The following is a 21,651-nucleotide window of genomic DNA, read 5'->3' on the forward strand; positions in this document are numbered from 1 at the left end:
CGTATTTCTCGAGCGGCATGCGCTCGGACAGCATGCAGCGCCGTTTTCTCGAAGCGCACCGTCTCTGGTGGGCTGGCGATGGTGCGCCTGATGGCATGGTCGATCCCTCGCATCTCTTCGTCTGGTGCTGGGATGCGCGGCCGTTTCCGGCCTTCCCGCTGGCAACGGATATCTGGTCCGACGGCGGCAATTGGCGCACAGGCCACTGGCTGAATGGTCGGCTTGGCGCCGGCACCCTGGCCGATATCGTGGCGACGGTGCTGCGCGACCACGGCTTTGTTGATTTCGACGTCTCCGAGGTGAGCGGCGACCTGATCGGTTACGTCAAGGGAGAACTCGGCTCGGCCCGCGACCTGATCGAGCCGCTGCTGCAGGCGTTCCAGATCGATGCCTTCGAGGATGCCGGCCTCCTGCGCTTCCGCTCCCGCACACGCGCCAGCTTGCCTGCGATGCGGATCGAAACGCTCGTCGACAGCGAGAATGAACCGCTCTGGCAGGAGACCCGTGGCCATGACAGCGATTTCGCCGCCGAGGCGGTGTTGACCTTCTACAATCCCGATCTCGATTACGAGCAGGCAAGCGCCCGCTCGCACCGCGCCGGGCAGGCGACGAGCCGGCTGATCAAGCAGGATTTGCCGGCCGTGCTTGCCGAGGAAACGGCGCTTGATGCGGCCGAGGCGCTGCTGCGCGACGTCAGAATCGCCCGCCGCTCGCTGCGCTTCTCGCTGGCGCCGAGCCGGCTGGATGTGCAGCCTGGCGATGTCGTCTCGCTCAATGATGGTCCCGATGGCCGCTTCCTGGTCTCGCGCATCGAGGATGGTGATGCCCGCCGCATCGAGGCGCGGGCGTTTGCGCCATCCTCCGGCGGCGCTCCGCCTGCCTTGACCGACGGTCGCAATGGCGACGGCACCGCCTCGAACCTGTTCAAGCCGGTCGTCCATCTGATGGATCTGCCGCGCTTCGACGGCGAGGCGGCGGCGAGCTTCGCGCGCGGCGCGGTCTTCGCCAAGCCGTGGCGCACCGTCGGCCTGTCGTCATCGGCGACGACGGAGGGATATCGGGGCAGGGTGGTGCTCGACCGTCCGGCAACGATGGGGATGCTTGCCTCCGCATTGGCACCGGGTGTTACCGGCCGCTTTGACTGGTCCCAGGCGCTGATCGTCGATCTCGCTTATGGCGAACTGTCCTCGGCGACCGAGATAGCGGTGCTGAACGGCGCCAATCGGCTGGCCGTGCGCTCAGTGGGTGGCGTCTGGGAGATCCTGTCCTTCCTGCAGGCCGAAGAGATCGCGGCAGGCCGCTGGCTGCTCGGCGGTTTGCTGCGCGCGCTTGCGGGCACCGAGGATGCGATGGTCTCGGGCAGTCCCGAGGGGGCAGCGGTCGTGCTGCTTGACGACGCGGTCAAGCCGCTCGGGCTGCGTAGCGACGAGGCCGGCCTGTCGCTCAACTGGATCGCCGAGGCGGCCGGTTCGCTTGCGATGGCGGGGCCGTTCGTGTTTGCGGGCGGCTTGCGCGCAGAGACGCCGCTCGCCCCGGTTCACCTGCGCTGCCGGCGTACGGATGCCGGCGATGCGCTGATCTCCTGGACAAGGCGCGGACGCGACAATGCCGACAGCTTGACCGGCGCCGATATTCCGCTCGACGAACCCTTCGAACGTTACCGGGTCGAGGTGCTTGGCGGCGCCGACGTTGTGATCCGGGCCGTGGAGGTCCAGACGCCGGAATGGACCTATCCGCTCGCCGACGAGGTGCTCGATTTCGGCGAGCGGCAGACGAGCCTTGCGGTGACGATCCGTCAGCTTGGCGAGCGCGTGCCGCTGGGACTGCCTGCGCGGGCGATCTTTCAGATGTGACATTTCAACCGAAGGAGAAGGACGATGCCTGATTTGAAAAACTGGTACAGCTCGAAGACCATCTGGGGCGCGGTCGTTGCGATCCTCGCTTCGGCTTTGCACTTTACGGGTGTGGATATTGCATCCGGCGATCGCTCTGAGATCGTCGATGCGATCGTCAACATCGCCGGCGCGCTGGGTGGCTTGCTGGCGGTCTATGGCCGGGTGACGGCGAAGTCGGCGATCAAGCCCTGAGTCCGGGGGCGATAGCGGCACGGTGGCAGGGTTTCCCCCGCCAACCGTGCCTTTCCGGCCACAGCAGCGGCGTCGGGTGCCTTGCGGCGTGCTCTGAGGTACCCCCAAGCACCCGACATTACCTTGCATTCATTTGCCATTCAGGTCTCCTGAGTACATAGTCAGGTCAAGTTGGTATCCATTGAAAGCATAGCACATGGCCTCTCCTCTGAGCGTCGCAGCGTTGGCCGTTTGGCTGACGGTCCCGTCGCCCTCACCGGATAATACGCACAACCTTTTGGTGCGTGTAGCAGGCGATTGCAGTGAAGCCGCCCAGCAGGTTGTCGAGAAGACCGGGGGGCAACTGCTCTCCGTTCAGCCCTCCGGCGACAGCTGCATCATCACCGTGCTCGTCCAGGGCAACGGCCAGCGACCGCGTAAAGTAACCGTCAAGGTTCCGATGTAGGCAGAATCGCCCTATTTAGACATCGAAGACATAAAGCGGAGTAGAGCGGACCGATGCGCATCCTGGTAGTCGAAGACGACGTCAATCTGAATCGTCAGCTGAGCGAAACCCTGAAAGAGGCCGGCTACGTCGTCGATCAGGCGTTCGACGGCGAGGAGGGACACTTCCTCGGCGATACCGAACCCTATGACGCGATCATCCTCGATATCGGCCTGCCCGAACTCGACGGCGTCAGCGTTCTGGAAAAGTGGCGCGGCGCCGGTCGCGGCATGCCGGTGCTGATCCTGACCGCCCGCGACCGCTGGAGCGACAAGGTCGCCGGCATCGATGCGGGCGCCGACGATTACGTGACCAAGCCGTTCCACGTCGAAGAGGTTCTGGCCCGCATCCGCGCGCTCATCCGCCGCGCCGCCGGCCACTCTTCGTCCGAGATCGTCTGCGGCCCCGTTCGCCTCGACACGAAGACCTCCAAGGCGGTGGTCAACGGCGTGGCGTTGAAGCTGACCTCGCACGAATACCGGCTCTTGGCCTATCTCATGCATCACATGGGCGAGGTCGTGTCGCGCACCGAGCTGGTCGAGCACATGTACGACCAGGATTTCGACCGCGACAGCAACACGATCGAAGTCTTTGTCGGTCGCCTGCGCAAGAAGATGGGCGTCGATCTGATCGAAACGGTGCGCGGTCTCGGCTACCGCATCCAAGCGCCGACCAATGCGAATTAAGTCTCTTACCGCACGCGTCCTGCTTCTGACCACGATCTGGTCGACCGTGGCGCTTGTCGTAATCGGCCTGTTGATCTCGACGCTCTATCGCAAAAGCGCCGAGCGCGGCTTCCAGGATCTTCTGCGCGCGCAGCTCTATAACGTCATCAACTCGGTGGCGATCGGCGATCAGGGCGCGCTGTCGGGCAGCCCGCAGCTCGGCGACCTGCGCTTCGCCCAGCCGAAGACCGGCTGGTACTGGATGGTCGAGCCGCTTGGGACCTATACGGCCCCGCCGCTGGTCTCGCCCTCGCTCGGCGCCACGACCATCCCCGTTCCCTCCGTGCTGGAAGCGCCGTTCGACAAGAACTACGAGCGCTATTATCAGGTGACGGATACCTCGCAGAACCGCATCCAGGTCGCCGAGACCGAAGTGGTGCTCGACACCGATGGCCGCGCCGCGCGCTTTCGCGTCACCGGCAATGTCGATGTCGTCGAGGACGACGTCCGCAACTTCTCCCACAGCCTCTATCTCGCGCTTGCCGGCTTCGGCGTCGGCAGCCTGATCGTCAACGCGCTCGCCATTCTTTATGGCCTGAAGCCGCTCGACAAGGCGCGCGCCGCACTCGAGCGCATCCGCGCCGGCGAGAGCGAGCAGCTGAAGGGCGAGTTCCCGCGCGAAATCCTGCCGCTTGCCAACGAGGTCAACGCGCTGATCGACAGCAACCGCCGCATCGTCGAGCGCGCTCGCATGCAGGTCGGCAATCTCGCCCATTCGCTGAAGACGCCGATCGCCGTGCTGCTCAACGAGGCCCGCGTGCTGGAGCGCTCGCATGGCGAACTGGTCAAGAGCCAGGCCGAATCGATGCAGGGGCAGGTGCAATCCTATCTCAACCGCGCCCGCATTGCCGCCCAGCGCGAATCCGTGCTCGCGCGTACCGACGCCGAGCCGGCGCTGGAGCGGCTGGTACGCGTCATGCGCCGCCTGAACGTCGACAAGGAGTTCGACCTCCTCGTCAATCCGCCGCATCTGGCCGTGGCGCTGGAGCAGCAGGATCTGGAGGAGGTGGTCGGCAACCTGCTCGAAAACGCCTCGCGCTTTGCCGTGCACAAGGTCAGGCTGTCGGTCACCGAGGCCCCCGATGACGTCAAGGGCGGGGAGGGCAGCGCGCGCCGCCACTGGGTCGAGGTGATCGTCGAGGATGATGGCCCTGGCTTGGAGCCGGACCAGATCCGCGAGGCTTTGAAGCGCGGCCGCCGTCTCGACGAGAGCAAGCCCGGCACCGGCCTTGGCCTTTCGATCGTCACCGAGATCGCCAACGAGTATCAGGGCCGGCTGGAACTGTCGCGCGGCGAGTGGGGCGGGCTGAAGGCGCGCCTTATTCTTCCCGGTGTCACAAAGGATGTTGCGTGACGGGCGGCTTGATGCCAGAAAGACATTTGCATAGCATGCTTTACCTCGGCCTAAGGCGGGGTGGCTTGCACCTGTGACGCGTTTGACACCTGGTTCGGGTTCGACTGAATGATACCTAGCTCAAAAGGCATAATTGGTCTTTCTCTTGTGGCATGCATGGCTCTGACCGGCTGCCAGACGACGAAGAGCGGCGCCTCATCCGGCCTTTTCGGCGGCCGCAAGCCATCGGCTTCCGCCACCATCATCGAAGCCCTGCAGGGCGGCATCGTCGGCCGCACCGGCGTGACCTTGAGCGACAGCGACCGGCAGCGGGCGCTGGAAGCCGAGTACCGCGCGCTGGAAGGCGCAGCCGTCGGCCAGCCTGTCGTCTGGAGCGGCCGCAATGTCAGCGGCAAGGTCGTGGCCGCGGCTCCCTATCAGGTCGGCTCGCAGAATTGCCGCCAGTACACCCACACGCTCACCGTCGACGGCAAGGACACGCTGGCGCGCGGATCGGCCTGCCGTAACGAGAATGGCAGCTGGTCGCCATTGGGTTAGTCGATCCCGGTCGCTTCCTGTCTGCGACAGCTGCAAAATGCTTCAAATCATCGTCATCGTGGCTTTGCATATTGGAATGATCCCGCGCTTCGAGTAATTGGCGGTCATGACTTTCTGGATTCTCCTGGCCGTGATGACGGCATCCGTTGCCGCTCTTCTGCTTTATCCGCTTTTGCGGGGCTCGAAGGCGACCGGCGATAGCCGTGCCGGCGAAACCGCCGTGTACCGCGACCAGCTTGCCGAACTCGACCGCGACCGGGCCGGCGGCCTGATTTCCGCCGAGGAAGCAGAATACGCCCGCGCCGAAATCGGCCGCCGACTGCTTGCCGTATCGAGCGCCGAGACGTCTGCTGCTCCCAAGGCCGGACGCGGATACCGTCGCGCCGCCGAAGTCTTCGTGCTTATGCTGCTGCCGCTCACGGGGCTCTGTCTTTACATCATAATGGGCAGACCCGATCTGCCCTCGCAGCCTCTAGAGGCGCGCCTGGAGAATCCTGGCAACGACATGGCGATCCTTGTCGCCAAGGCCGAGCGGCATCTCGCCGAGAACCCGGATGACGGCAAGGGCTGGGACATCCTGGCGCCGATCTACTTCAACACCATGCGCATCGCCGACGCCGAGACCGCCTACCGCAACGCCATCCGCCTGCTCGGCGAAACGGCGGCCCGGCTCGACGGGCTGGCCGAAACGCTGATTGCCGCCTCGAGCGGCGTGATCACCGACGATGCGCGCGATGTGCTGACGCGGTCGCTGAAGCTGGAGCCGGAAAACCCGCGCGCCCGCTTCTACATCGCGCTCGGCCTCGAACAGGCGGGCAAGGCCGAAGAGGCTCGCGCCGGCTTCGAGGCGATCGCCAAGCAGTCCCCGCCCGATGCGCCATGGATGCCGCTGGTGAGCGAGCATATCGCAAAGAACGGCGGCACGCCGGCTGCGGGCAACGCTCCAACGGCAGCCGCAGCGCTCGGCGGACCGACGCAGGCTGATGTCGCGGCGGCCGATCAGATGAATAGCGGCGATCGTCAGCAGATGATCCGCGGCATGGTCGACAGCCTCGACGCGAAGCTCACCGAAAACCCCGACAATCTCGACGGATGGCTGCGGCTGGTCCGCTCCTATATGGTATTGAACGACAAGGACCGCGCGGCTGCGGCGCTGAAGCGCGGGCTGACGGCTTTCCCCGCTGATGGCGAGAAGGGCAAGCAGCTTGTGGCACTCGCCCATGAACTCGGTCTTCCCGCGGACGCAGCGGCGACACAAGGAACGATGCAATGACGCGCAAGCAGAAACGCCTTGCGGTAATCGGCGGCGGAATGAGCTTCATTGTCGCGGCCGTTCTGCTTGTGATGTTCGCCTTCAGCAATTCGGTCGCCTATTTCTACATGCCGGCCGATCTCGCCAGCAATCCGGTGCCGCCGGGAACCCGTATCCGCCTCGGCGGGCTGGTCGGCGAGGGCAGCGTCGTCAGGGGCGCTGGCTCAACGGTGCGTTTCGCGGTGACCGATGCCTCGGGCGATCTGGTTCACGTCCGCTTCACCGGCATCCTTCCCGATCTCTTCCGCGAAGGGCAGGGCGTGGTGAGCGAAGGCACCTTCGAGAGCGGCAGCGACGTCTTCACCGCCGATACCGTGCTTGCCAAGCATGACGAGAAATACATGCCCAAGGATGTCGCCGACAGGCTGAAGCAGCAAGGGCTCTGGAAAGACGAACAGGCGGCGAAATGATTATCGAAATCGGCCACTACGCTCTCATTCTGGCGCTCGCAACCGCGATCATCGTGTCTCTGGTGCCGCTGATCGGCGCCCGGCGCGTGGATCAGGCGATGATGGATGTCGGGCCGATCGGCTCTGTCGTCCTTTTCGCGCTGGTCGCCTTCTCCTTCGGCGTCTTGACCTATGCGCATGTCGTCTCCGATTTCTCGGTGAAGAATGTCTGGGAAAACTCGCACTCGCTGATGCCGCTGATCTACAAATACTCCGGCGTCTGGGGCAATCACGAGGGATCGATGATGCTCTGGCTCCTGATCCTGGCTCTCTTCAGCGCGCTGGTCGCCATCTTTGGCCGCAATCTTCCCGAGACGCTGAAGGCCAATGTGCTTTCGGTTCAGGCCTGGATCTCGGTGGCCTTCCTGCTCTTCATCCTGCTTACCTCCAATCCCTTCACGCGCCTTGATCCGGCGCCGGCCGAAGGCAAGGATCTGAACCCGATCCTGCAGGATATCGGCCTCGCCATCCATCCGCCGCTGCTCTACCTCGGCTATGTCGGCTTCTCCGTTTGCTTCTCCTTTGCCGTGGCGGCACTGATCGAAGGGCGCATCGACGCCGCATGGGCGCGCTGGGTGCGCCCCTGGGCGCTGGCCGCCTGGACTTTCCTCACGCTCGGCATCGCCATGGGCTCCTACTGGGCCTATTACGAACTCGGCTGGGGCGGCTGGTGGTTCTGGGATCCGGTCGAGAACGCCTCCTTCATGCCCTGGCTCGCCGGTACGGCGCTGCTGCACTCCGCGCTCGTCATGGAAAAGCGCGAGGCGCTGAAGATCTGGACCGTGCTGCTTGCCATCCTGACGTTCTCGCTGTCACTGATGGGCACCTTCCTGGTGCGCTCGGGCGTGCTGACCTCGGTTCACGCCTTCGCCAGCGACCCATCGCGCGGCGTCTTCATCCTCTGCATCCTGCTGCTCTTCATCGGCGGTGCGCTGTCGCTCTTCGCCTTCCGGGCGCCGAGACTGACGGCCGGCGGCCTGTTCGCGCCGATCTCGCGCGAAGGAGCGCTCGTCGTCAACAATCTGATCCTCACGGTCGCCTGCGGCACGGTGCTGACGGGCACGCTTTACCCGCTGGTTCTGGAAACCATCACCGGCGACAAGATCTCTGTCGGCCCGCCCTTCTTCAACATGACCTTCGGCCTGTTGATGGCACCGCTTCTGGTCATCGTGCCCTTCGGCCCGCTGCTCGCCTGGAAGCGCGGTGATCTGCTGGGCGCCCTGCAGCGGCTCTATGTGGTTGCCGCACTCGCCTTCGTCGCCGCCGTCCTGTTCTTCTATCTCCAGCATGGCGGCCCGGTCATGTCGGTTCTCGGGCTCGCGGCTGGCCTCTTCCTCGTCCTCGGCGCCGTGGCCGACCTCTGGTATCGCGCCGGCGTCGGCAAGCAGCCTCTTGGCATTGCGTGGCGCCGCCTCAAGGGCCTGCCGCGTTCGGCCTTCGGCACGGCGCTCGCCCATGCGGGCCTTGGCATTTCGGTGCTTGGCATCGTCGCCGTGTCCACCTTTCAGACCGAACACGTGCTGCAGATGAAGCAGGGCGAGGTGACTGATGCGGGCGGCTATACGCTGCGCTTCGACGGGATGCGCGAGGCAACCGGACCGAACTTCACCGAGGATCGCGGTCATTTCACCATCGCCAGGGGCGGCGTTGACGTGGCTGACGTCTGGTCGGCCAAACGCATCTACACCGCTGGCCAGATGCCGACAACGGAAGCCGGCATCCTGACCTTCGGCCCAAGCCAGCTCTACGTCTCGCTCGGCGATCCGACCGATGACGGCGGCATCGTCGTGCGCATCTGGTGGAAGCCCTATATTCTCTGCATCTGGGGCGGCGCTCTCGTCATGGCGTTTGGCGGCTTCGTCTCGCTCAGCGACCGGCGTCTGCGCGTCGGCGCGCCACGTCGCAAGGCAAAGCCGCTGCAGCCTGTCATGGAGCCGGCCGAATGATGCGTCGCTTCCTTCTGGCCCTCTTCCTGATCGCGTCCGCAGCACCAAGTTTCGCCGTCAACCCGGACGAGATGCTGAAAGATCCCGCTCTTGAGAGCAGGGCGCGCGCGATCTCGGCGGAATTGCGCTGCATGGTCTGCCAGAACCAGTCGATCGACGATTCCAACGCCGAACTGGCCAAGGACCTGCGTCTGCTGGTGCGAAAGCGCATTACCGATGGCGACAGCGACCAGCAGGTCATGAGCTACATCGTCTCCCGTTACGGCGAGTTCGTGCTGCTGAAGCCGCGTTTCGAGACAAAGACGCTGCTTCTGTGGGGGGCTCCGATCCTGCTCGCGTTGCTGGGCGGCCTGTCGCTCGTGGTCTTCGCCCGCCGCTATGCCGGCCAGCCGACCGGATCAACGCTGACGAGCGAAGAGCAGGCGCGTTTGAGCGAGCTACTGAAAAAGTAGGCTCCAGGCGGAAGAATTCGGACATTACGAATTTTTCATGCCTCGGACAGTTCGCAGTAAGGTGTGCCGTCCTATATCTTCATCCATCGACCGATCCGGTAACCGCCGGTCCCGTGGATTTAAATATAAGAAGGTGCGTCTATGCTGAAGACTATCAAAGCTCCGTCACTGTCGACCGTGCTCAAGGCCTCGACCGTTGCCGGTCTTGCCGCTGCCGTCCTGGCGACCGGTGTCCCCCTCGAAATCACGCGTTCCTATGCCGAAGCGGTCAAGGTCGAGGCACCATCCTTTCCGAGCTTTGCCAATGTCGTTGATGCCGTTTCGCCCGCCGTCGTTTCGGTTCGCGTCGAAAGCCGCGTCAAGCCGGCATCGGATGAGGATGGCAATGGCTTCTCCTTCGATTTCAACGGTCGTGGCTTCGATGATCTCCCCGACGCCCTGAAGCCGTTCTTCCGCCAGTTCGGCGAGCAGCAGGGCCGCCGTGGCCCTCCCGGCGCGCATCCTCCAGGCCCCGGCCAGCATGAGGGTCGTCTGCGCCCCGTCGCCCAGGGCTCCGGCTTCTTCATCTCCGAAGATGGCTATATCGTCACCAACAATCACGTCGTCTCCGATGGCGCGGCCTTCGTCGCCGTCATGAAGGACGGTACCGAGCTCGACGCCAAGCTGATCGGCAAGGACCCGCGCACTGACCTCGCCGTGCTGAAGGTCGACGGCAAGGGCAAGAAGTTCACCTACGTCAACTGGGCTGACGACAACAACGTCCGCGTCGGCGACTGGGTGGTTGCCGTCGGTAACCCGTTCGGCCTCGGCGGCACGGTGACGGCAGGTATCGTTTCTGCCCGCGGACGCGATATCGGCTCCGGCCCGTATGACGACTATCTCCAGGTTGACGCAGCCGTAAACCGCGGCAACTCCGGTGGTCCGACCTTCAACCTCAGTGGCCAGGTGGTCGGCATCAATACCGCCATCTTCTCGCCGTCGGGCGGCAGCGTCGGCATCGCATTCGCGATCCCCGCTTCAACAGCCAAGGACGTCGTCGCCGACCTGATGAAGGACGGCCAGGTGTCGCGCGGCTACCTCGGCGTGCAGATCCAGCCGGTCACCAAGGACATCGCCGACTCTCTCGGCCTGTCTGAGGCAAGCGGCGCGCTCGTCGTCAACGCTCAGGCCGGAACGCCGGGTGAAAAGGCCGGCCTCAAGGCTGGCGACGTCGTCACCGCCGTCAACGGCGAGACCGTCAAGGACGCCCGTGACCTCAGCCGCCGCATCGGCGCGATGACGCCGGGCAAGAAGGTAGAGCTGTCGGTATGGCGCTCGGGCAAGTCCCAGCCGGTGACGGTTGAGCTTGGCACGCTGCCGGCCGACCAGCAGCAGGCTTCGGCCGATGATGGCGATCAGGCACCGGAAGCACAGACCCCGGCATCCGAAAAGGCGCTCGCCGATCTCGGCCTGACGGTCGGTCCTGCCGATGACGGCAAGGGCCTGCAGATCACCGGCATCGACCCGAACTCCGACGCTGCCGACAAGGGCATCAAGGAAGGCGAGAAGATCACCTCGGTCAACAACCAGGAAGTCTCCACCGCCGACGACGTGGTCAAGGTGCTGAACCAGGCGAAGAAGGATGGCCGCACCCGCGCGCTGTTCCAGATCCAGTCCAAGGAAGGCAGCCGCTTCGTCGCCCTTCCGGTCGAAAACCAGGGCTAAACGCCCCGGGTTTCCGGATCGAAATCGAAGGGTCGCGCGCTCGCGCGGCTCTTCCTGTCAACCCATCGCAGGTGACGACAATGACCTTCCAGCAAGACGATCACGCTTTGAGCCTTGCCGAAACACAGCCGGCGGGTAATGTCGGCCGCATGAAGATTCTCATCATCGAAGACGATCTGGAAGCGGCGGCCTATCTCACGAAAGCCTTTCGTGAGGCGGGTATTGTCGCCGACCATGCAAGCGACGGCGAAAGCGGCCTCTTCATGGGGACCGAAAACACTTACGACGTGCTTGTGATCGACCGCATGCTGCCGCGCCGCGATGGCCTTTCGGTCATAGCCGAGCTGCGCCGCAAGGGCATCCACACCCCCGTTCTCATTCTCTCCGCCCTTGGCCAGGTCGACGACCGCGTGACCGGCCTGCGCGCCGGCGGCGACGACTATCTCCCCAAGCCCTACGCCTTCAGCGAGCTTCTGGCGCGCGTCGAGGTTCTCGGCCGCCGCAAGGGTACGCCCGACCAGGACGTCGTCTACCGCGTCGGCGATCTCGAGCTCGATCGGCTTGCCCACGAAGTGCGCCGCGGCGGCAAGGAAATTCCGCTGCAGCCGCGCGAATTCCGCCTGCTCGAATATCTGATGAAGAATGCCGGCCAGGTGGTCACACGCACCATGCTGCTCGAAAATGTCTGGGATTATCACTTCGATCCGCAGACCAACGTCATCGACGTGCACGTGTCGCGGCTGCGCTCCAAGATCGAGAAGGACTTCAGCCTGCCGCTGCTAAAGACCATTCGCGGCGCCGGCTACATGATCAAGGATGACGGATGAACCGCTTCTGGGTTCTCTTCAAGTCCACGGCAGTCCGCCTTTCGGCTCTCTACATCCTGCTCTTCGCCATCTGCGCCGCAACGCTCGTCTTCTACGTGACGGCGATGTCCGAGCGGCTGCTCACCAGCCAGATCCGAGAGGCAGTGCAGCAGGAGGTCGATCAGGTTCAGCGCGCCTATGACAATGGCGGCATGAACCTGCTGCTCAGGACCATGGAGCGCCGCGCCCGCCAGCCGGGCGCCAATCTCTACATCATCGCCGGTCCCTCGGGCGACATCCTCGCCGGCAACGTCGCTTCCGTCCAGCCGGGCGTGCTCGACGAGCAAGGCTGGACCAGTCTGCCGTTTCGCTATCAGCGCTATTCAGAGGGCGGGCAGGGCAAGCCGCACATGGCTGTCGCCAACATCAACGTGCTCGACAATGGCCTGCGCATCCTGATCGGCCGCGACCTTGGCGAGCCGGAGGCGTTCCGCGCGCTCGTCAGGCAGGCGCTGATGGTCGCGCTGGCGATCATGGGTCTCGGCGCCGTCATCATCTGGTTCGGCATTGGCCGCAACGCGCTGAAGCGCATCGACCGCATGTCGGCGGCGAGCAAGAAGATCATGGCCGGCGATCTCTCGCAGCGCCTGCCGGTCGGCGGCTCCGGCGACGAGTTCGATCGCCTTTCCGTGTCGCTGAACACCATGCTCGGCCGTATCGAGAAGCTGAACGAAGGGCTGCGCCAGGTCTCCGACAACATCGCCCACGACCTGAAGACGCCGCTGACACGCCTGCGCAACAAGGCTGCGGACGCGATCGATACGCCGGATGCCGATACGCGCCGCGTGGCGCTGGAAGGGATCATTTCAGAATCCGACCAGCTGATCCGCACCTTCAACGCGCTGCTGATGATCTCCCGCGTCGAGGCCGGCTCTGTGGCCGCCGAGATGTCGACGATCGATCTCTCTGCCATCGTCGCCGATAGCGCCGAACTCTACGAGCCGGTGGCCGACGAGGCGGGGCTTGCGATGACCACCGATATCGAGCCCGGTATCGAGGTGCAGGGCAACCGCGAACTGATCGGCCAGGCGATCTTCAACCTGATCGACAACGCCGTGAAGTATTCCGCGGGTGCGGAGGCGGGTGGCGAAGTTTCGCTGCGGCTGACACGCCGTCCCGATGCCATCTGCTTGCAGGTCGCCGATCATGGTCCCGGTATTCCCGCCGACAAGCGCGAGGACGTGCTCAAGCGCTTCGTGCGGCTGGACGAGAGCCGTTCGAAGCCCGGCACCGGCCTTGGCCTGTCGCTGGTCGAAGCGGTGATGGAATTGCACAGCGGCAAGCTGGAACTCAGCGATACCGACCCGGATGCGGCGACCAATCGTGGGCTCGCCGTCACGCTCGTCTTTCCCTTGAAGTAGGCGTTTCCCCGCTACCCCGAATTGTCTGTTGGCCATTTGCGTCTCAGACCCTAACTTAGCCTCAGGCGGCGAGCGGCTTTGATTCTGCTTCGACTTTCGCTGCCTGTTGCCAGGGAGGGCGCATGCTGACGAATTCGACGCACAGCCTGAGCGAGGTGGTCGACGGCCTGTTGAAGCCGTTGAGCAAGACCGAATTGAAGCTCGTGCTTGATGATCTGCAGAAGATCGGCGCCGACGAACCCGTCGTGGCCGATATACTGAAGGCCGAAGGCGCGCTTCGCGATTTCATCTCGGCTGCTCTCACGCTCTCGCCCTATCTGCGCGATATCGCCAACATCGATCCCGGCATCCTCACCATCGCCATCAGCGAGCCGCTCGAGCCGCGCCTGGAGGCGTTGATCGCGGAAGCGCGTGATGCCTGGATGCCGCGCGATGGCGCTTCACCGAGCGAGAGTGAGATCATGGGCCGTCTGCGGACGGTCAAGCGCCGTGTGGCCTTTCTGCTCGCGCTCGCCGATCTCGCCCGCGTCTTCGATGGCCGCACCACCACCGCATGGCTGAGCCGGCTTGCCGAGGCCACGGTTTCGGCCGCGATCGATCACCTGCTGCTCTCCTCGCACGAAGCCCGCAAGTTGCAGCTGAAGGATGTCGCGCGACCGAGCGAAGGATCGGGTCTCGTGGTGCTCGGCATGGGCAAGCTCGGCGCCTGCGAACTCAACTATTCCTCCGACATTGATCTGGTGGTCTTCTTCGATGAGCAGGCGGGCATCCTGTCCGATCCCGACGATGCGATCGATATCTTCCCGCGCCTGATGCGCAGGCTCGTGCGCATCATGCAGGAGCGCACCGGCGACGGCTATGTCTTCCGCACCGATCTTAGACTGCGCCCGGACCCCGGCGCCACGCCGCTGGCCGTCTCGATCGATGCCGCCATGGTCTATTACGAGGGCAGGGGGCAGAACTGGGAACGCGCGGCTTTCATCAAGGCCCGCCCGGTTGCGGGCGATATCGCGGCCGGCGACCGTTTCCTGCGCGACCTCACCCCTTTCGTCTTCCGCAAATATCTCGATTATGCGGCGATCTCCGACATTCACTCGATCAAGCGGCAGATCCACGCCCACAAGGGGCATGGCGCGATCGCGGTAAAGGGCCACAACGTCAAGCTCGGCCGTGGCGGCATCCGCGAGATCGAGTTCTTCGCCCAGACGCAGCAGTTGATCGCCGGCGGGCGCATGCCGGCGCTGCGCTCGCGCGCCACCGAGGAAACGCTCAACGAGCTCACCAAGGCCAAGTGGATCGACGAAGAGACCTGCGAGGAGCTGACGGAAGCCTACTGGTTCCTCCGCGACGTCGAGCACCGCATCCAGATGGTGCGCGACGAGCAGACCCACCTGCTGCCCGAGACAGAGGGCGAATTGAAGCGCATCGCCTATATGATGGGTTTCAGCGACACGCCGAGCTTTTCCGAGCGCCTTGTCGAGGTCTTCAGGACCGTCGAGCGCCGCTACGCCCGGCTGTTCGAACAGGAGACCAAGCTGTCGACGGAGACGGGCAACCTCGTCTTCACCGGCCAGAACGACGATCCTGACACGCTGGTGACGCTGCGCAAACTCGGCTTCGAACGTCCTTCCGACATTTCGCGGGTTATCCGCACCTGGCACTACGGGCGCTACAAGGCGACGCAGTCGGTCGAGGCCCGCGAACGGCTGACCGAACTGACGCCGGAGCTGTTGCGCGTGTTCGGCGAAAGCAAGCGCGCCGACGAGGCGATCCTCAGGTTCGACAGCTTCATCTCGGGCCTGCCCGCAGGTATCCAGCTGTTCTCGCTGCTCGGCAGCAATCCGGCGCTGCTCTCGCTGATCGTATACATCATGTCGGCGGCGCCGAAGCTTGCCGAGGTCATCGCCGCCAGGCCGCACGTCTTCGACGGCATGCTCGATCCGGGCCTGATGGCCGAGCTTCCGACGCGCGATTATCTGGCGGGACGCCTCAAGGGCTCGCTGCAGCAGGCGCGGTATTATGAAGAGGTGCTGGACCGGCTGCGCATCTTCGCCGCCGAACAGCGCTTCCTGATCGGCATTCGCCTGCTGACGGGCTCCATCAATGGCGCGATGGCCGGACGCGCGTTTACGCACCTTGCCGATCTGATTGTCGAGGCAGCGCTGAACGCCGTGCTCGCGGAGATCGAGGCGGCGCACGGCAAGTTCCCCGGCGGCCGCGTCGCCGTCGCTGGAATGGGCAAGCTCGGCAGCTTCGAGCTGACCGCAGGCTCCGACATCGATCTCATCTTGCTTTATGACTACGAAGATGCGGCCGAGGAATCCGACGGCGCCAAGCCGCTGGATGCGGTGCGCTATTTCACCCGCATCACCCAGCGGTTGATCGCCGCCTTGTCGGCGCCGACGGCCGAAGGCGTGCTCTACGAGGTCGACATGCGCCTGCGCCCTTCGGGCAACAAGGGACCCGTCGCCACGCGCATCAGCTCCTTTGCGAAATACCAGCGCGAGGAAGCCTGGACCTGGGAGCATATGGCGCTCAGCCGCGCGCGTCTGATCTGCGGCGATGCCAGCCTGATCGGTGACGTCGAGCGCGTGATCGAGGAGGTGCTGTCGACCCGGCGGGACGTGCGCAAGGTGGCCAAGGATGTGGCCGAGATGCGCGCGTTGATCGAACAGGAAAAGCCCCCGGCCAACATGTGGGACCTGAAGCTTATCCCCGGCGGTGTCGTCGATATCGAGTTCATCGCGCAATATCTGGCGCTGATCGCCCCCGCGAAGGATGTCGTCGTCAAGGTCAATGGCATCAGCACTGGCGAAGCGCTGAAGCAGCTGGGCGCGCCGCTGATGGCATCGGCCGATGTCGATAGCTGCAGCGAGGCGTTCGGGCTCTACACCGAGCTGTCTCAGCTCATCCGGCTCTGCATCGATGGTCCCTTCGATCCCAAGGATGCGCCGGCGGGTCTCATCGATCTCGTCTGCCGGGCCGGCGATTGCCCCGACATCAAGACGCTCGAGGGAGTGATGAAGCAGCTGTCGAAGACGGTGCGGAAGGTCTTTCAGGGGGTGGTGAAGGCGTAGCGCATGTCGCGCAAAAGTGTGTAGCGGTTTTGCGGCGCCGACATGCGAAGCATTATGCAGCACTGTCGGGGATCAGCAGCGAAATCACCGTGCCGATCGCCTCGCGTGAGCGGATCTTCATCCGGCCGCCATGCAGCGTTGTCAGCGAGCGCGAGATGGCGAGCCCGAGGCCGGAGCCGCCCTTGCTCTTGGCATACTGGTTCTGCACCTGTTCGAAGGGCTGGCCGATCTTGCTGAGCGCGGTCGTGGGAATGCCGATGCCGGTATCGGCGATGGTCAAAATGACGCCGACCGAGGTGCGACGGGTGCGCACCGCGATCCGGCCGCCTTCGTCGGTGAATTTCACGGCGTTGGAAAGGAGGTTGAGCAGGATCTGCTTCATCGCCCGGCGATCGGCGTTGAGCGTCATGCCATCGCAGATGCGCTGCTGGATCTCGATGCGCTTTTCGCTGGCCGGGATCGCGGTGAAGCGCAGGCTTTCCTCGATCAGCGGCGCGAGGTCGATCGTCTCGCATTGAAGCTTCATGTGGCCCGCTTCAATCTTCGACATGTCGAGAATGTCGTTGATGACGTTGAGCAGGTGACGGCCGCTGTGATGGATGTCGCGGGCATATTCGTCGTACTTCGCCGAGCCGAGCGGACCGAACATCTCGTCCTGCAGGATTTCGGAGAAGCCAAGGATGGCGTTGAGCGGCGTGCGCAGTTCGTGGGACATGTTGGCGAGGAATTCCGATTTCGCCTTGTTGGCGGCCTCGGCGCGTTCCTTTTCGGAGAGATAATTGGCGTTCGCGAGCGACAGCGCCGATTTCTGCCGTTCCAGCGTCTGGCGGGAAGAGGAGAGGTCGCCGATCGTCGCCATCAGGCGGCGTTCGGAATCGCGCAGGCGCTCCTGGTTGCGCTTCAGAAGCGTGATGTCTGTGCCGACGGAAACCATGCCGCCATCGCGGGTGCGCCGCTCGTTGATCTGCAGCCAGCGCTCGTCGGCGAGCTGCACTTCGCTGGTGCGCGAATAGCCGTTGCCATGGGCGTCTGCGATCCGGCGTTCGATGACGGGACGGGCGGCTGCGGCATTGACCGCGGCGCGCTCGGTGCCCGGCACCAGCACGCTGTCGGGAAGGCCGTAGGCCTGCTGGAAGTGCGTGTTGCACATCACCAGCCGGTCGTTCTTGTCCCACAGTACGAAGGCTTCCGACGTGCTCTCGATCGCGTCCGCCAGCCGCTGGTCGGCTTCGGCGTAGCGCTGCGCAAGGCGGTGCTGCTCGGTCACATCCATGGCGATGCCGATCATGTGGACTTGGCCGGCATTGGTGCGGATGACCTGCGCACGGGCGCGCATCCAGACGTAATGGCCGGCTGCGTGGCGCATGCGGAAGATCTGGTCGATCTGCTCGGCGTCGCCGCGGGCAACCGAGCGGGCGATCTCGTAGATACCGCTGTCGTCAGGGTGCATCAGCCGTGCCGCGTCGCCGAAGCACATGTTGCCGTCGCCACCTGGAAGACCGAGCATCTGGTACATCGAGCGCGACCAGAAGAATTCGCGGCGGTCGAAATCGAAATCCCACAGGCCGCAACGGCCGCGCGACAGAGCGGTTTCGACCCGTTGGTTGGACTCGACGAAGATCTCGTCGGCATGGCGGGCGCGCCGCACCTGCATGTAATAGGCGTAGAGGATGACCAGGAGGATAGAGGAGATGCCGGCGAACAGCGTGACGTTGAGCGTCAGCTCCTCGCGCCACAGCTGGCTGATGCGATCGAGCGAGGTTGCCGCGACCACATAGCCGCCGCTGTCGCCGATGAGCGTGATCTGGGCGTAGTGCGGCCGGCCGGCGATGGTGGTTTCGATGACGCCCGCGCGGTCGCCGAAGCGGCGGATCGCGGACACCTCGGAAAAGAAATCGCCGATACCGGCACCGACATAGGCCGCACCGGCGGCGGATGCCGCGAAGACCTTGCCGCTCGACTGTACGAGGAGGACGAAGGCGTCGTCGTCGAGCCGGTCCTGCGGCAGGAAGCGGGCGAGGCGGGCCTGACCTTCGGTGGCGTTACCGCTGTCGAAGATCGCGGCGGAATCGGCGAAGGCTGCTGCTGCGGTGGCGGCTGCGAGCGCCGTCGAGTGGCGGGCGGCGGCCTGCATGCGGTCGTGCTCGGAGAGCATTCCGAAGAAATGCGAGGCTGCTACGACGGTCAAAAATGCAACGATAAGGATAGGAATGGCGCGCTTCAACACGGCCTCGGCATGCGTGTAATTTCGGGTAGAGGATGGTCGCGAGGTCGCGGTAGCCTTGCCGGTGAAGCTTTCACGCCAGGCGCGGAAGCTCTCGAAATCGACACGCAGCCGTCCTTCGGCCACGGTTGCCCGCCGCACGTTCATCATTTTTGAGCCTTGTCCCTCGTGATTCGCTGCGCCGCTCGCCCGAACCTGACTCAATGAATCATTGGTGATTCGCCTTGTCCAGAGGAAAAGGTAAAAATCTGTTAACCGATTCTAAGTGCTGATTTTTCCAGCATGCGTGAGAGGCGGCCTCAATAGGCTCGGCCGCCTCGTGTCGCAAATCACCCCTTCAGGGTACGCTCGACGATGTCGCGAACGTCGGTGGAGAGAGCCGGTGCTTCGGCGATCTCGGTCAGCGCCTTGCGTGCATGTTCGGCTCTCGCCGGCTCAAGCGAGCGCCAGGAGCGCATCGAGGTGAGGATGCGCGCCGCCAACTGTGGGTTGCGTCCGTCGATATCGAGGATCTCGCGGGCGAGGAAGCGGTAGCCCTCTCCATCCGCACGTCCGAAGCCGGTGGGGTTGCCGAAGGCAAACGTGCCGACCAGCGCGCGCACGCGGTTGGGGTTGGTGCGCTTGAACTGCGGATTGTCCATCAGCTTCAGCACCCGATCGAGCGCCTTCGCGCCCGGAATGGTCGCCTGGACGGAGAACCACTTGTCGATGACGAGGGCATTTCCGGCAAAGCGGTCATGGAACGTGGACAGCGCTGCGGCCGCCTCGCTGCTATCCGGGAAGCGGTGCGCGAGGATCGTCAGCGCCTGCATCAGATCCGTCATGTTGTTGGCGACATCGAAGGCGGCCTTGGCGCGGTCAGGCGTATTCTCTGAATAGGACAGATAGGTGAGCGCGCTGTTGCGGAGCGCACGGCGACCGGCGCTCTTGGCGTCGGGGCTGAAATCGCCTGGCGTGGTCATGCTGTCGTAGAGTGCCGCGAAGACGCTCTTTCCGGCATCGGCCACCTGCTGCAGCACGGCGGAGCGGCCGGCGTGGATGGCGTCAGGATCGTTGTTGCCGCCGAGTTCGCGGGCGATGTCGGATTCGCTCGGGAGTGCCAGCGCCTGGGCGCGGAAGGCGGGTTCGAGCGTCTCGTCGGCGGCTGCCGCAAGCAGCGCCTCAACGAAGTCCTTCGAGGCGACGACCGGCTTGCCGTCACGCGCATCGCGGGCGGCTGCAAGCAGCGTCGGCAATGCGAGGTCCGTCAGCGCCTGCCAGCGCGCGAAGTGATCGGTCTCGAAGCGGGCGAGAAGCGCCAGATCCGTGGGCGACTGGTCGAAATGCAGGTTGATCGGGGCCGAGAAGCTGCGGTTGATCGATACGATCGGCCGCGAGCCGATGCCCTTGAAGGTGGCTTTCTGGCTGCGCTCGGTCAGATGCAGCACGTTGTCGCCGTACTCGGCGCCATCGACCGACGAGGGCTCGAGCGGCGTGCCGTCTTCGGCAAAGAGCGCGATGCTGAGCGGAATGTGCATCGGCTTCTTGTCGCTCTGGCCCGGCGTTGCCGGAACCATCTGCTCGAGCGACAGCGTGAAGCTCTTGGCGCTGGCGTCATAGCTGCCGGATGCGGTGACGAGCGGCGTGCCGGCCTGATGATACCAGAGCGAGAACTGCGTCAGGTCGCGTCCGCTGGCATCCTCGAAGCACTTGACGAAATCCTCGATCGTCACGGCCTGGCCGTCATGGCGATCGAAATAGAGATCCATGCCCTTCTTGAACAGGTCCTTGCCGAGCAGCGTCGCGATCATGCGCGTGACTTCGCTGCCCTTCTCGTAGACCGTCGTCGTGTAGAAGTTGTTGATTTCGCGATAGGTGGTCGGGCGCACGGGATGCGCCAGCGGACCGCCATCCTCGGGGAACTGCTCGGATTTCAGATGGCGCACTTCGGCGATGCGCTTGACCGGGCGCGAGCGCATGTCGGCCGAGAATTCGTGGTCGCGATAGACCGTCAGGCCTTCCTTGAGGCAGAGCTGGAACCAGTCGCGGCAGGTGATGCGGTTGCCGGTCCAGTTGTGGAAGTATTCGTGGGCGATGATCGCTTCGATGTTGGCGTAGTCCTGGTCGGTCGCGGTCTCCGGATCGGCCAGTACGTACTTGTCGTTGAAGACGTTGAGGCCCTTGTTTTCCATGGCGCCCATGTTGAAGTCGGACACTGCGACGATCATGAAGATGTCGAGATCGTATTCGCGGCCGAAGCGCTCCTCATCCCACTTCATCGAGCGCTTCAGCGCGTCCATGGCGTAGGCAGCGCGCGCTTCCTTGCCATGCTCGACGTAGATCTTCAGCGTGACCTCGCGTTCAGACATGGTCACGAACTTGTCCTCGACCACGCCGAGATCGCCGGCGACCAGCGCGAAGAGATAGCTCGGCTTCGGATGCGGATCGAACCAGGCGGCGAAGGCGCGGCCTTCGTCATAGCCGGCGCCGCCGAGGAAGTTGCCGTTGGACAGCATGACCGGGTTGGCGGCCTTGTCTCCGATGATGGTGATCGTGTAGGGCGCCAGAACATCCGGGCGATCGGGGAAATAGGTGATGCGGCGGAAGCCTTCGGCCTCGCACTGGGTGCAATAGACGCCGTTGGTGCGGTAAAGGCCCATCAGCTGGGTGTTGGCCTCGGGATTGATGATCGTCGTGATCGTCAGTTCGAAGGGCTTGGATTTCGGCAGGTTGCGGATCGTCAGGCTGTCTGGTGTCGCCGTATACTGGCTGGGCTTCATTTCCGCCTGGTCGAAGAGCAGGCCGGAGAGGGCGAGTTCATCACCGTCGAGGATGAGCGGCGCCTTCGGATCGGCGCCCTTGCGGCGGTGGAAGATCAGGCGGGCATCTACCTTGGTCGCGGTCGGGTCCAGTTCAAACGTCAGATCCACGCGCTCGAGTTCGAAATCGGTGGGGCGGTAATCTGCCAGATTTATGACCTGGCCGGTATCTGTGCGCATGATATTCCCTGAGACCTTTAGACAATGCTTCGCAAACAGAGTGGGCGCTCTGCCATAAAATTTGATTGGTACAATTACACTAAAGTCTGAATTAA

16 protein-coding genes are annotated in these 21,651 nt (G+C 64.0%); 14 read left to right on the plus strand and 2 right to left on the minus strand.

Features of this window, described 5'->3' with window-relative positions:
- From B3605_RS20465 to B3605_RS20530, 14 genes are all read left to right on the plus strand, one after another.
- Window positions 1–1,853: phage tail protein (locus B3605_RS20465; RefSeq protein ID WP_296435811.1), on the plus strand; the 1,853-nt coding region annotated here is incomplete at its 5' end.
- A 24-nt stretch (window positions 1,854–1,877) separates the two neighbouring features.
- Complete coding sequence (locus tag B3605_RS20470) at window positions 1,878–2,087, plus strand: hypothetical protein (RefSeq protein ID WP_112943717.1); 210 nt, start codon at window positions 1,878–1,880, stop codon at window positions 2,085–2,087.
- Window positions 2,088–2,283: 196 nt separating this feature from the next.
- Window positions 2,284–2,532, plus strand: a complete 249-nt coding sequence (locus tag B3605_RS20475) for a hypothetical protein (protein WP_047513615.1) — start codon at window positions 2,284–2,286, stop codon at window positions 2,530–2,532.
- A 53-nt stretch (window positions 2,533–2,585) separates the two neighbouring features.
- Complete coding sequence (locus B3605_RS20480; protein ID WP_018898875.1) at window positions 2,586–3,257, plus strand: response regulator transcription factor; 672 nt, start codon at window positions 2,586–2,588, stop codon at window positions 3,255–3,257.
- Window positions 3,247–4,650 carry an ATP-binding protein gene (locus tag B3605_RS20485; protein ID WP_047513612.1) on the plus strand — a complete coding sequence of 468 codons (1,404 nt, stop codon included), beginning with the start codon at window positions 3,247–3,249 and terminating at the stop codon, window positions 4,648–4,650. The genes B3605_RS20480 and B3605_RS20485 overlap by 11 nt, the downstream gene beginning before the upstream one ends.
- Before the next feature lie 108 nt (window positions 4,651–4,758).
- The gene (locus B3605_RS20490; RefSeq protein WP_112943716.1) at window positions 4,759–5,187 is read left to right on the plus strand and encodes a hypothetical protein; all 429 of its coding nucleotides are present in this window, start codon (window positions 4,759–4,761) and stop codon (window positions 5,185–5,187) included.
- A 106-nt stretch (window positions 5,188–5,293) separates the two neighbouring features.
- The gene (gene ccmI / locus B3605_RS20495) at window positions 5,294–6,460 is read left to right on the plus strand and encodes a c-type cytochrome biogenesis protein CcmI (RefSeq protein ID WP_112943715.1); all 1,167 of its coding nucleotides are present in this window, start codon (window positions 5,294–5,296) and stop codon (window positions 6,458–6,460) included.
- Complete coding sequence (ccmE, locus tag B3605_RS20500; protein WP_296435820.1) at window positions 6,457–6,909, plus strand: cytochrome c maturation protein CcmE; 453 nt, start codon at window positions 6,457–6,459, stop codon at window positions 6,907–6,909. Before ccmI ends, ccmE begins: the two co-directional genes overlap by 4 nt.
- Window positions 6,906–8,894 carry a heme lyase CcmF/NrfE family subunit gene (locus B3605_RS20505; protein WP_112943714.1) on the plus strand — a complete coding sequence of 663 codons (1,989 nt, stop codon included), beginning with the start codon at window positions 6,906–6,908 and terminating at the stop codon, window positions 8,892–8,894. Before ccmE ends, B3605_RS20505 begins: the two co-directional genes overlap by 4 nt.
- Entirely contained in the window at window positions 8,891–9,346 is a 456-nt protein-coding gene (locus tag B3605_RS20510; RefSeq protein ID WP_112943713.1) for a cytochrome c-type biogenesis protein, read from the plus strand. Before B3605_RS20505 ends, B3605_RS20510 begins: the two co-directional genes overlap by 4 nt.
- A gap of 141 nt (window positions 9,347–9,487) precedes the next feature.
- Window positions 9,488–11,050 (plus strand): Do family serine endopeptidase, encoded by a 1,563-nt coding sequence (locus B3605_RS20515; protein ID WP_296435822.1) that lies wholly within the window; start codon window positions 9,488–9,490, stop codon window positions 11,048–11,050.
- Between the two features lie 149 nt (window positions 11,051–11,199).
- Window positions 11,200–11,877: a response regulator transcription factor gene (locus tag B3605_RS20520; protein ID WP_156144896.1), complete on the plus strand. Its 678-nt coding sequence runs from the start codon at window positions 11,200–11,202 to the stop codon at window positions 11,875–11,877.
- Entirely contained in the window at window positions 11,874–13,277 is a 1,404-nt protein-coding gene (locus tag B3605_RS20525; RefSeq protein ID WP_112943711.1) for a sensor histidine kinase, read from the plus strand. The genes B3605_RS20520 and B3605_RS20525 overlap by 4 nt, the downstream gene beginning before the upstream one ends.
- Window positions 13,278–13,399: 122 nt before the next feature.
- The gene (locus B3605_RS20530; RefSeq protein ID WP_112943710.1) at window positions 13,400–16,354 is read left to right on the plus strand and encodes a bifunctional [glutamine synthetase] adenylyltransferase/[glutamine synthetase]-adenylyl-L-tyrosine phosphorylase; all 2,955 of its coding nucleotides are present in this window, start codon (window positions 13,400–13,402) and stop codon (window positions 16,352–16,354) included.
- Window positions 16,355–16,406: 52 nt separating this feature from the next.
- Here the strand turns inward: B3605_RS20530 and B3605_RS20535 are convergent, their stop codons facing one another.
- Both B3605_RS20535 and pepN read right to left on the minus strand, forming a co-directional pair.
- Window positions 16,407–18,728, minus strand: coding sequence for a PAS domain-containing sensor histidine kinase (locus tag B3605_RS20535; RefSeq protein WP_112943709.1), 2,322 nt, complete (start codon window positions 18,726–18,728; stop codon window positions 16,407–16,409).
- Between the two features lie 179 nt (window positions 18,729–18,907).
- Window positions 18,908–21,556 carry an aminopeptidase N gene (gene pepN / locus B3605_RS20540; RefSeq protein ID WP_112943708.1) on the minus strand — a complete coding sequence of 883 codons (2,649 nt, stop codon included), beginning with the start codon at window positions 21,554–21,556 and terminating at the stop codon, window positions 18,908–18,910.
- Between the last annotated feature and the right edge of the window lie 95 nt (window positions 21,557–21,651).

It is taken from the genome of Rhizobium sp. UBA1881, from assembly GCF_002338015.1.
Classification (GTDB): Bacteria; Pseudomonadota; Alphaproteobacteria; order Rhizobiales; family Rhizobiaceae; genus Rhizobium.

Excerpts from the sequence above, each read along its gene's own strand:
- B3605_RS20470 (WP_112943717.1), top strand. The coding sequence starts at position 1,878 with ATGCCTGATTTGAAAAACTGGTACAGCTCGAAGACCATCTGGGGCGCG.
- B3605_RS20475 (WP_047513615.1), top strand. The coding sequence starts at position 2,284 with ATGGCCTCTCCTCTGAGCGTCGCAGCGTTGGCCGTTTGGCTGACGGTC.
- B3605_RS20480 (WP_018898875.1), top strand. The coding sequence starts at position 2,586 with ATGCGCATCCTGGTAGTCGAAGACGACGTCAATCTGAATCGTCAGCTG.
- B3605_RS20485 (WP_047513612.1), top strand. The coding sequence starts at position 3,247 with ATGCGAATTAAGTCTCTTACCGCACGCGTCCTGCTTCTGACCACGATC.
- B3605_RS20490 (WP_112943716.1), top strand. The coding sequence starts at position 4,759 with ATGATACCTAGCTCAAAAGGCATAATTGGTCTTTCTCTTGTGGCATGC.
- ccmI (WP_112943715.1), top strand. The coding sequence starts at position 5,294 with ATGACTTTCTGGATTCTCCTGGCCGTGATGACGGCATCCGTTGCCGCT.
- ccmE (WP_296435820.1), top strand. The coding sequence starts at position 6,457 with ATGACGCGCAAGCAGAAACGCCTTGCGGTAATCGGCGGCGGAATGAGC.
- B3605_RS20505 (WP_112943714.1), top strand. The coding sequence starts at position 6,906 with ATGATTATCGAAATCGGCCACTACGCTCTCATTCTGGCGCTCGCAACC.
- B3605_RS20510 (WP_112943713.1), top strand. The coding sequence starts at position 8,891 with ATGATGCGTCGCTTCCTTCTGGCCCTCTTCCTGATCGCGTCCGCAGCA.
- B3605_RS20515 (WP_296435822.1), top strand. The coding sequence starts at position 9,488 with ATGCTGAAGACTATCAAAGCTCCGTCACTGTCGACCGTGCTCAAGGCC.
- B3605_RS20520 (WP_156144896.1), top strand. The coding sequence starts at position 11,200 with ATGAAGATTCTCATCATCGAAGACGATCTGGAAGCGGCGGCCTATCTC.
- B3605_RS20525 (WP_112943711.1), top strand. The coding sequence starts at position 11,874 with ATGAACCGCTTCTGGGTTCTCTTCAAGTCCACGGCAGTCCGCCTTTCG.
- B3605_RS20530 (WP_112943710.1), top strand. The coding sequence starts at position 13,400 with ATGCTGACGAATTCGACGCACAGCCTGAGCGAGGTGGTCGACGGCCTG.
- B3605_RS20535 (WP_112943709.1), bottom strand. The coding sequence starts at position 18,728 with ATGATGAACGTGCGGCGGGCAACCGTGGCCGAAGGACGGCTGCGTGTC.
- pepN (WP_112943708.1), bottom strand. The coding sequence starts at position 21,556 with ATGCGCACAGATACCGGCCAGGTCATAAATCTGGCAGATTACCGCCCC.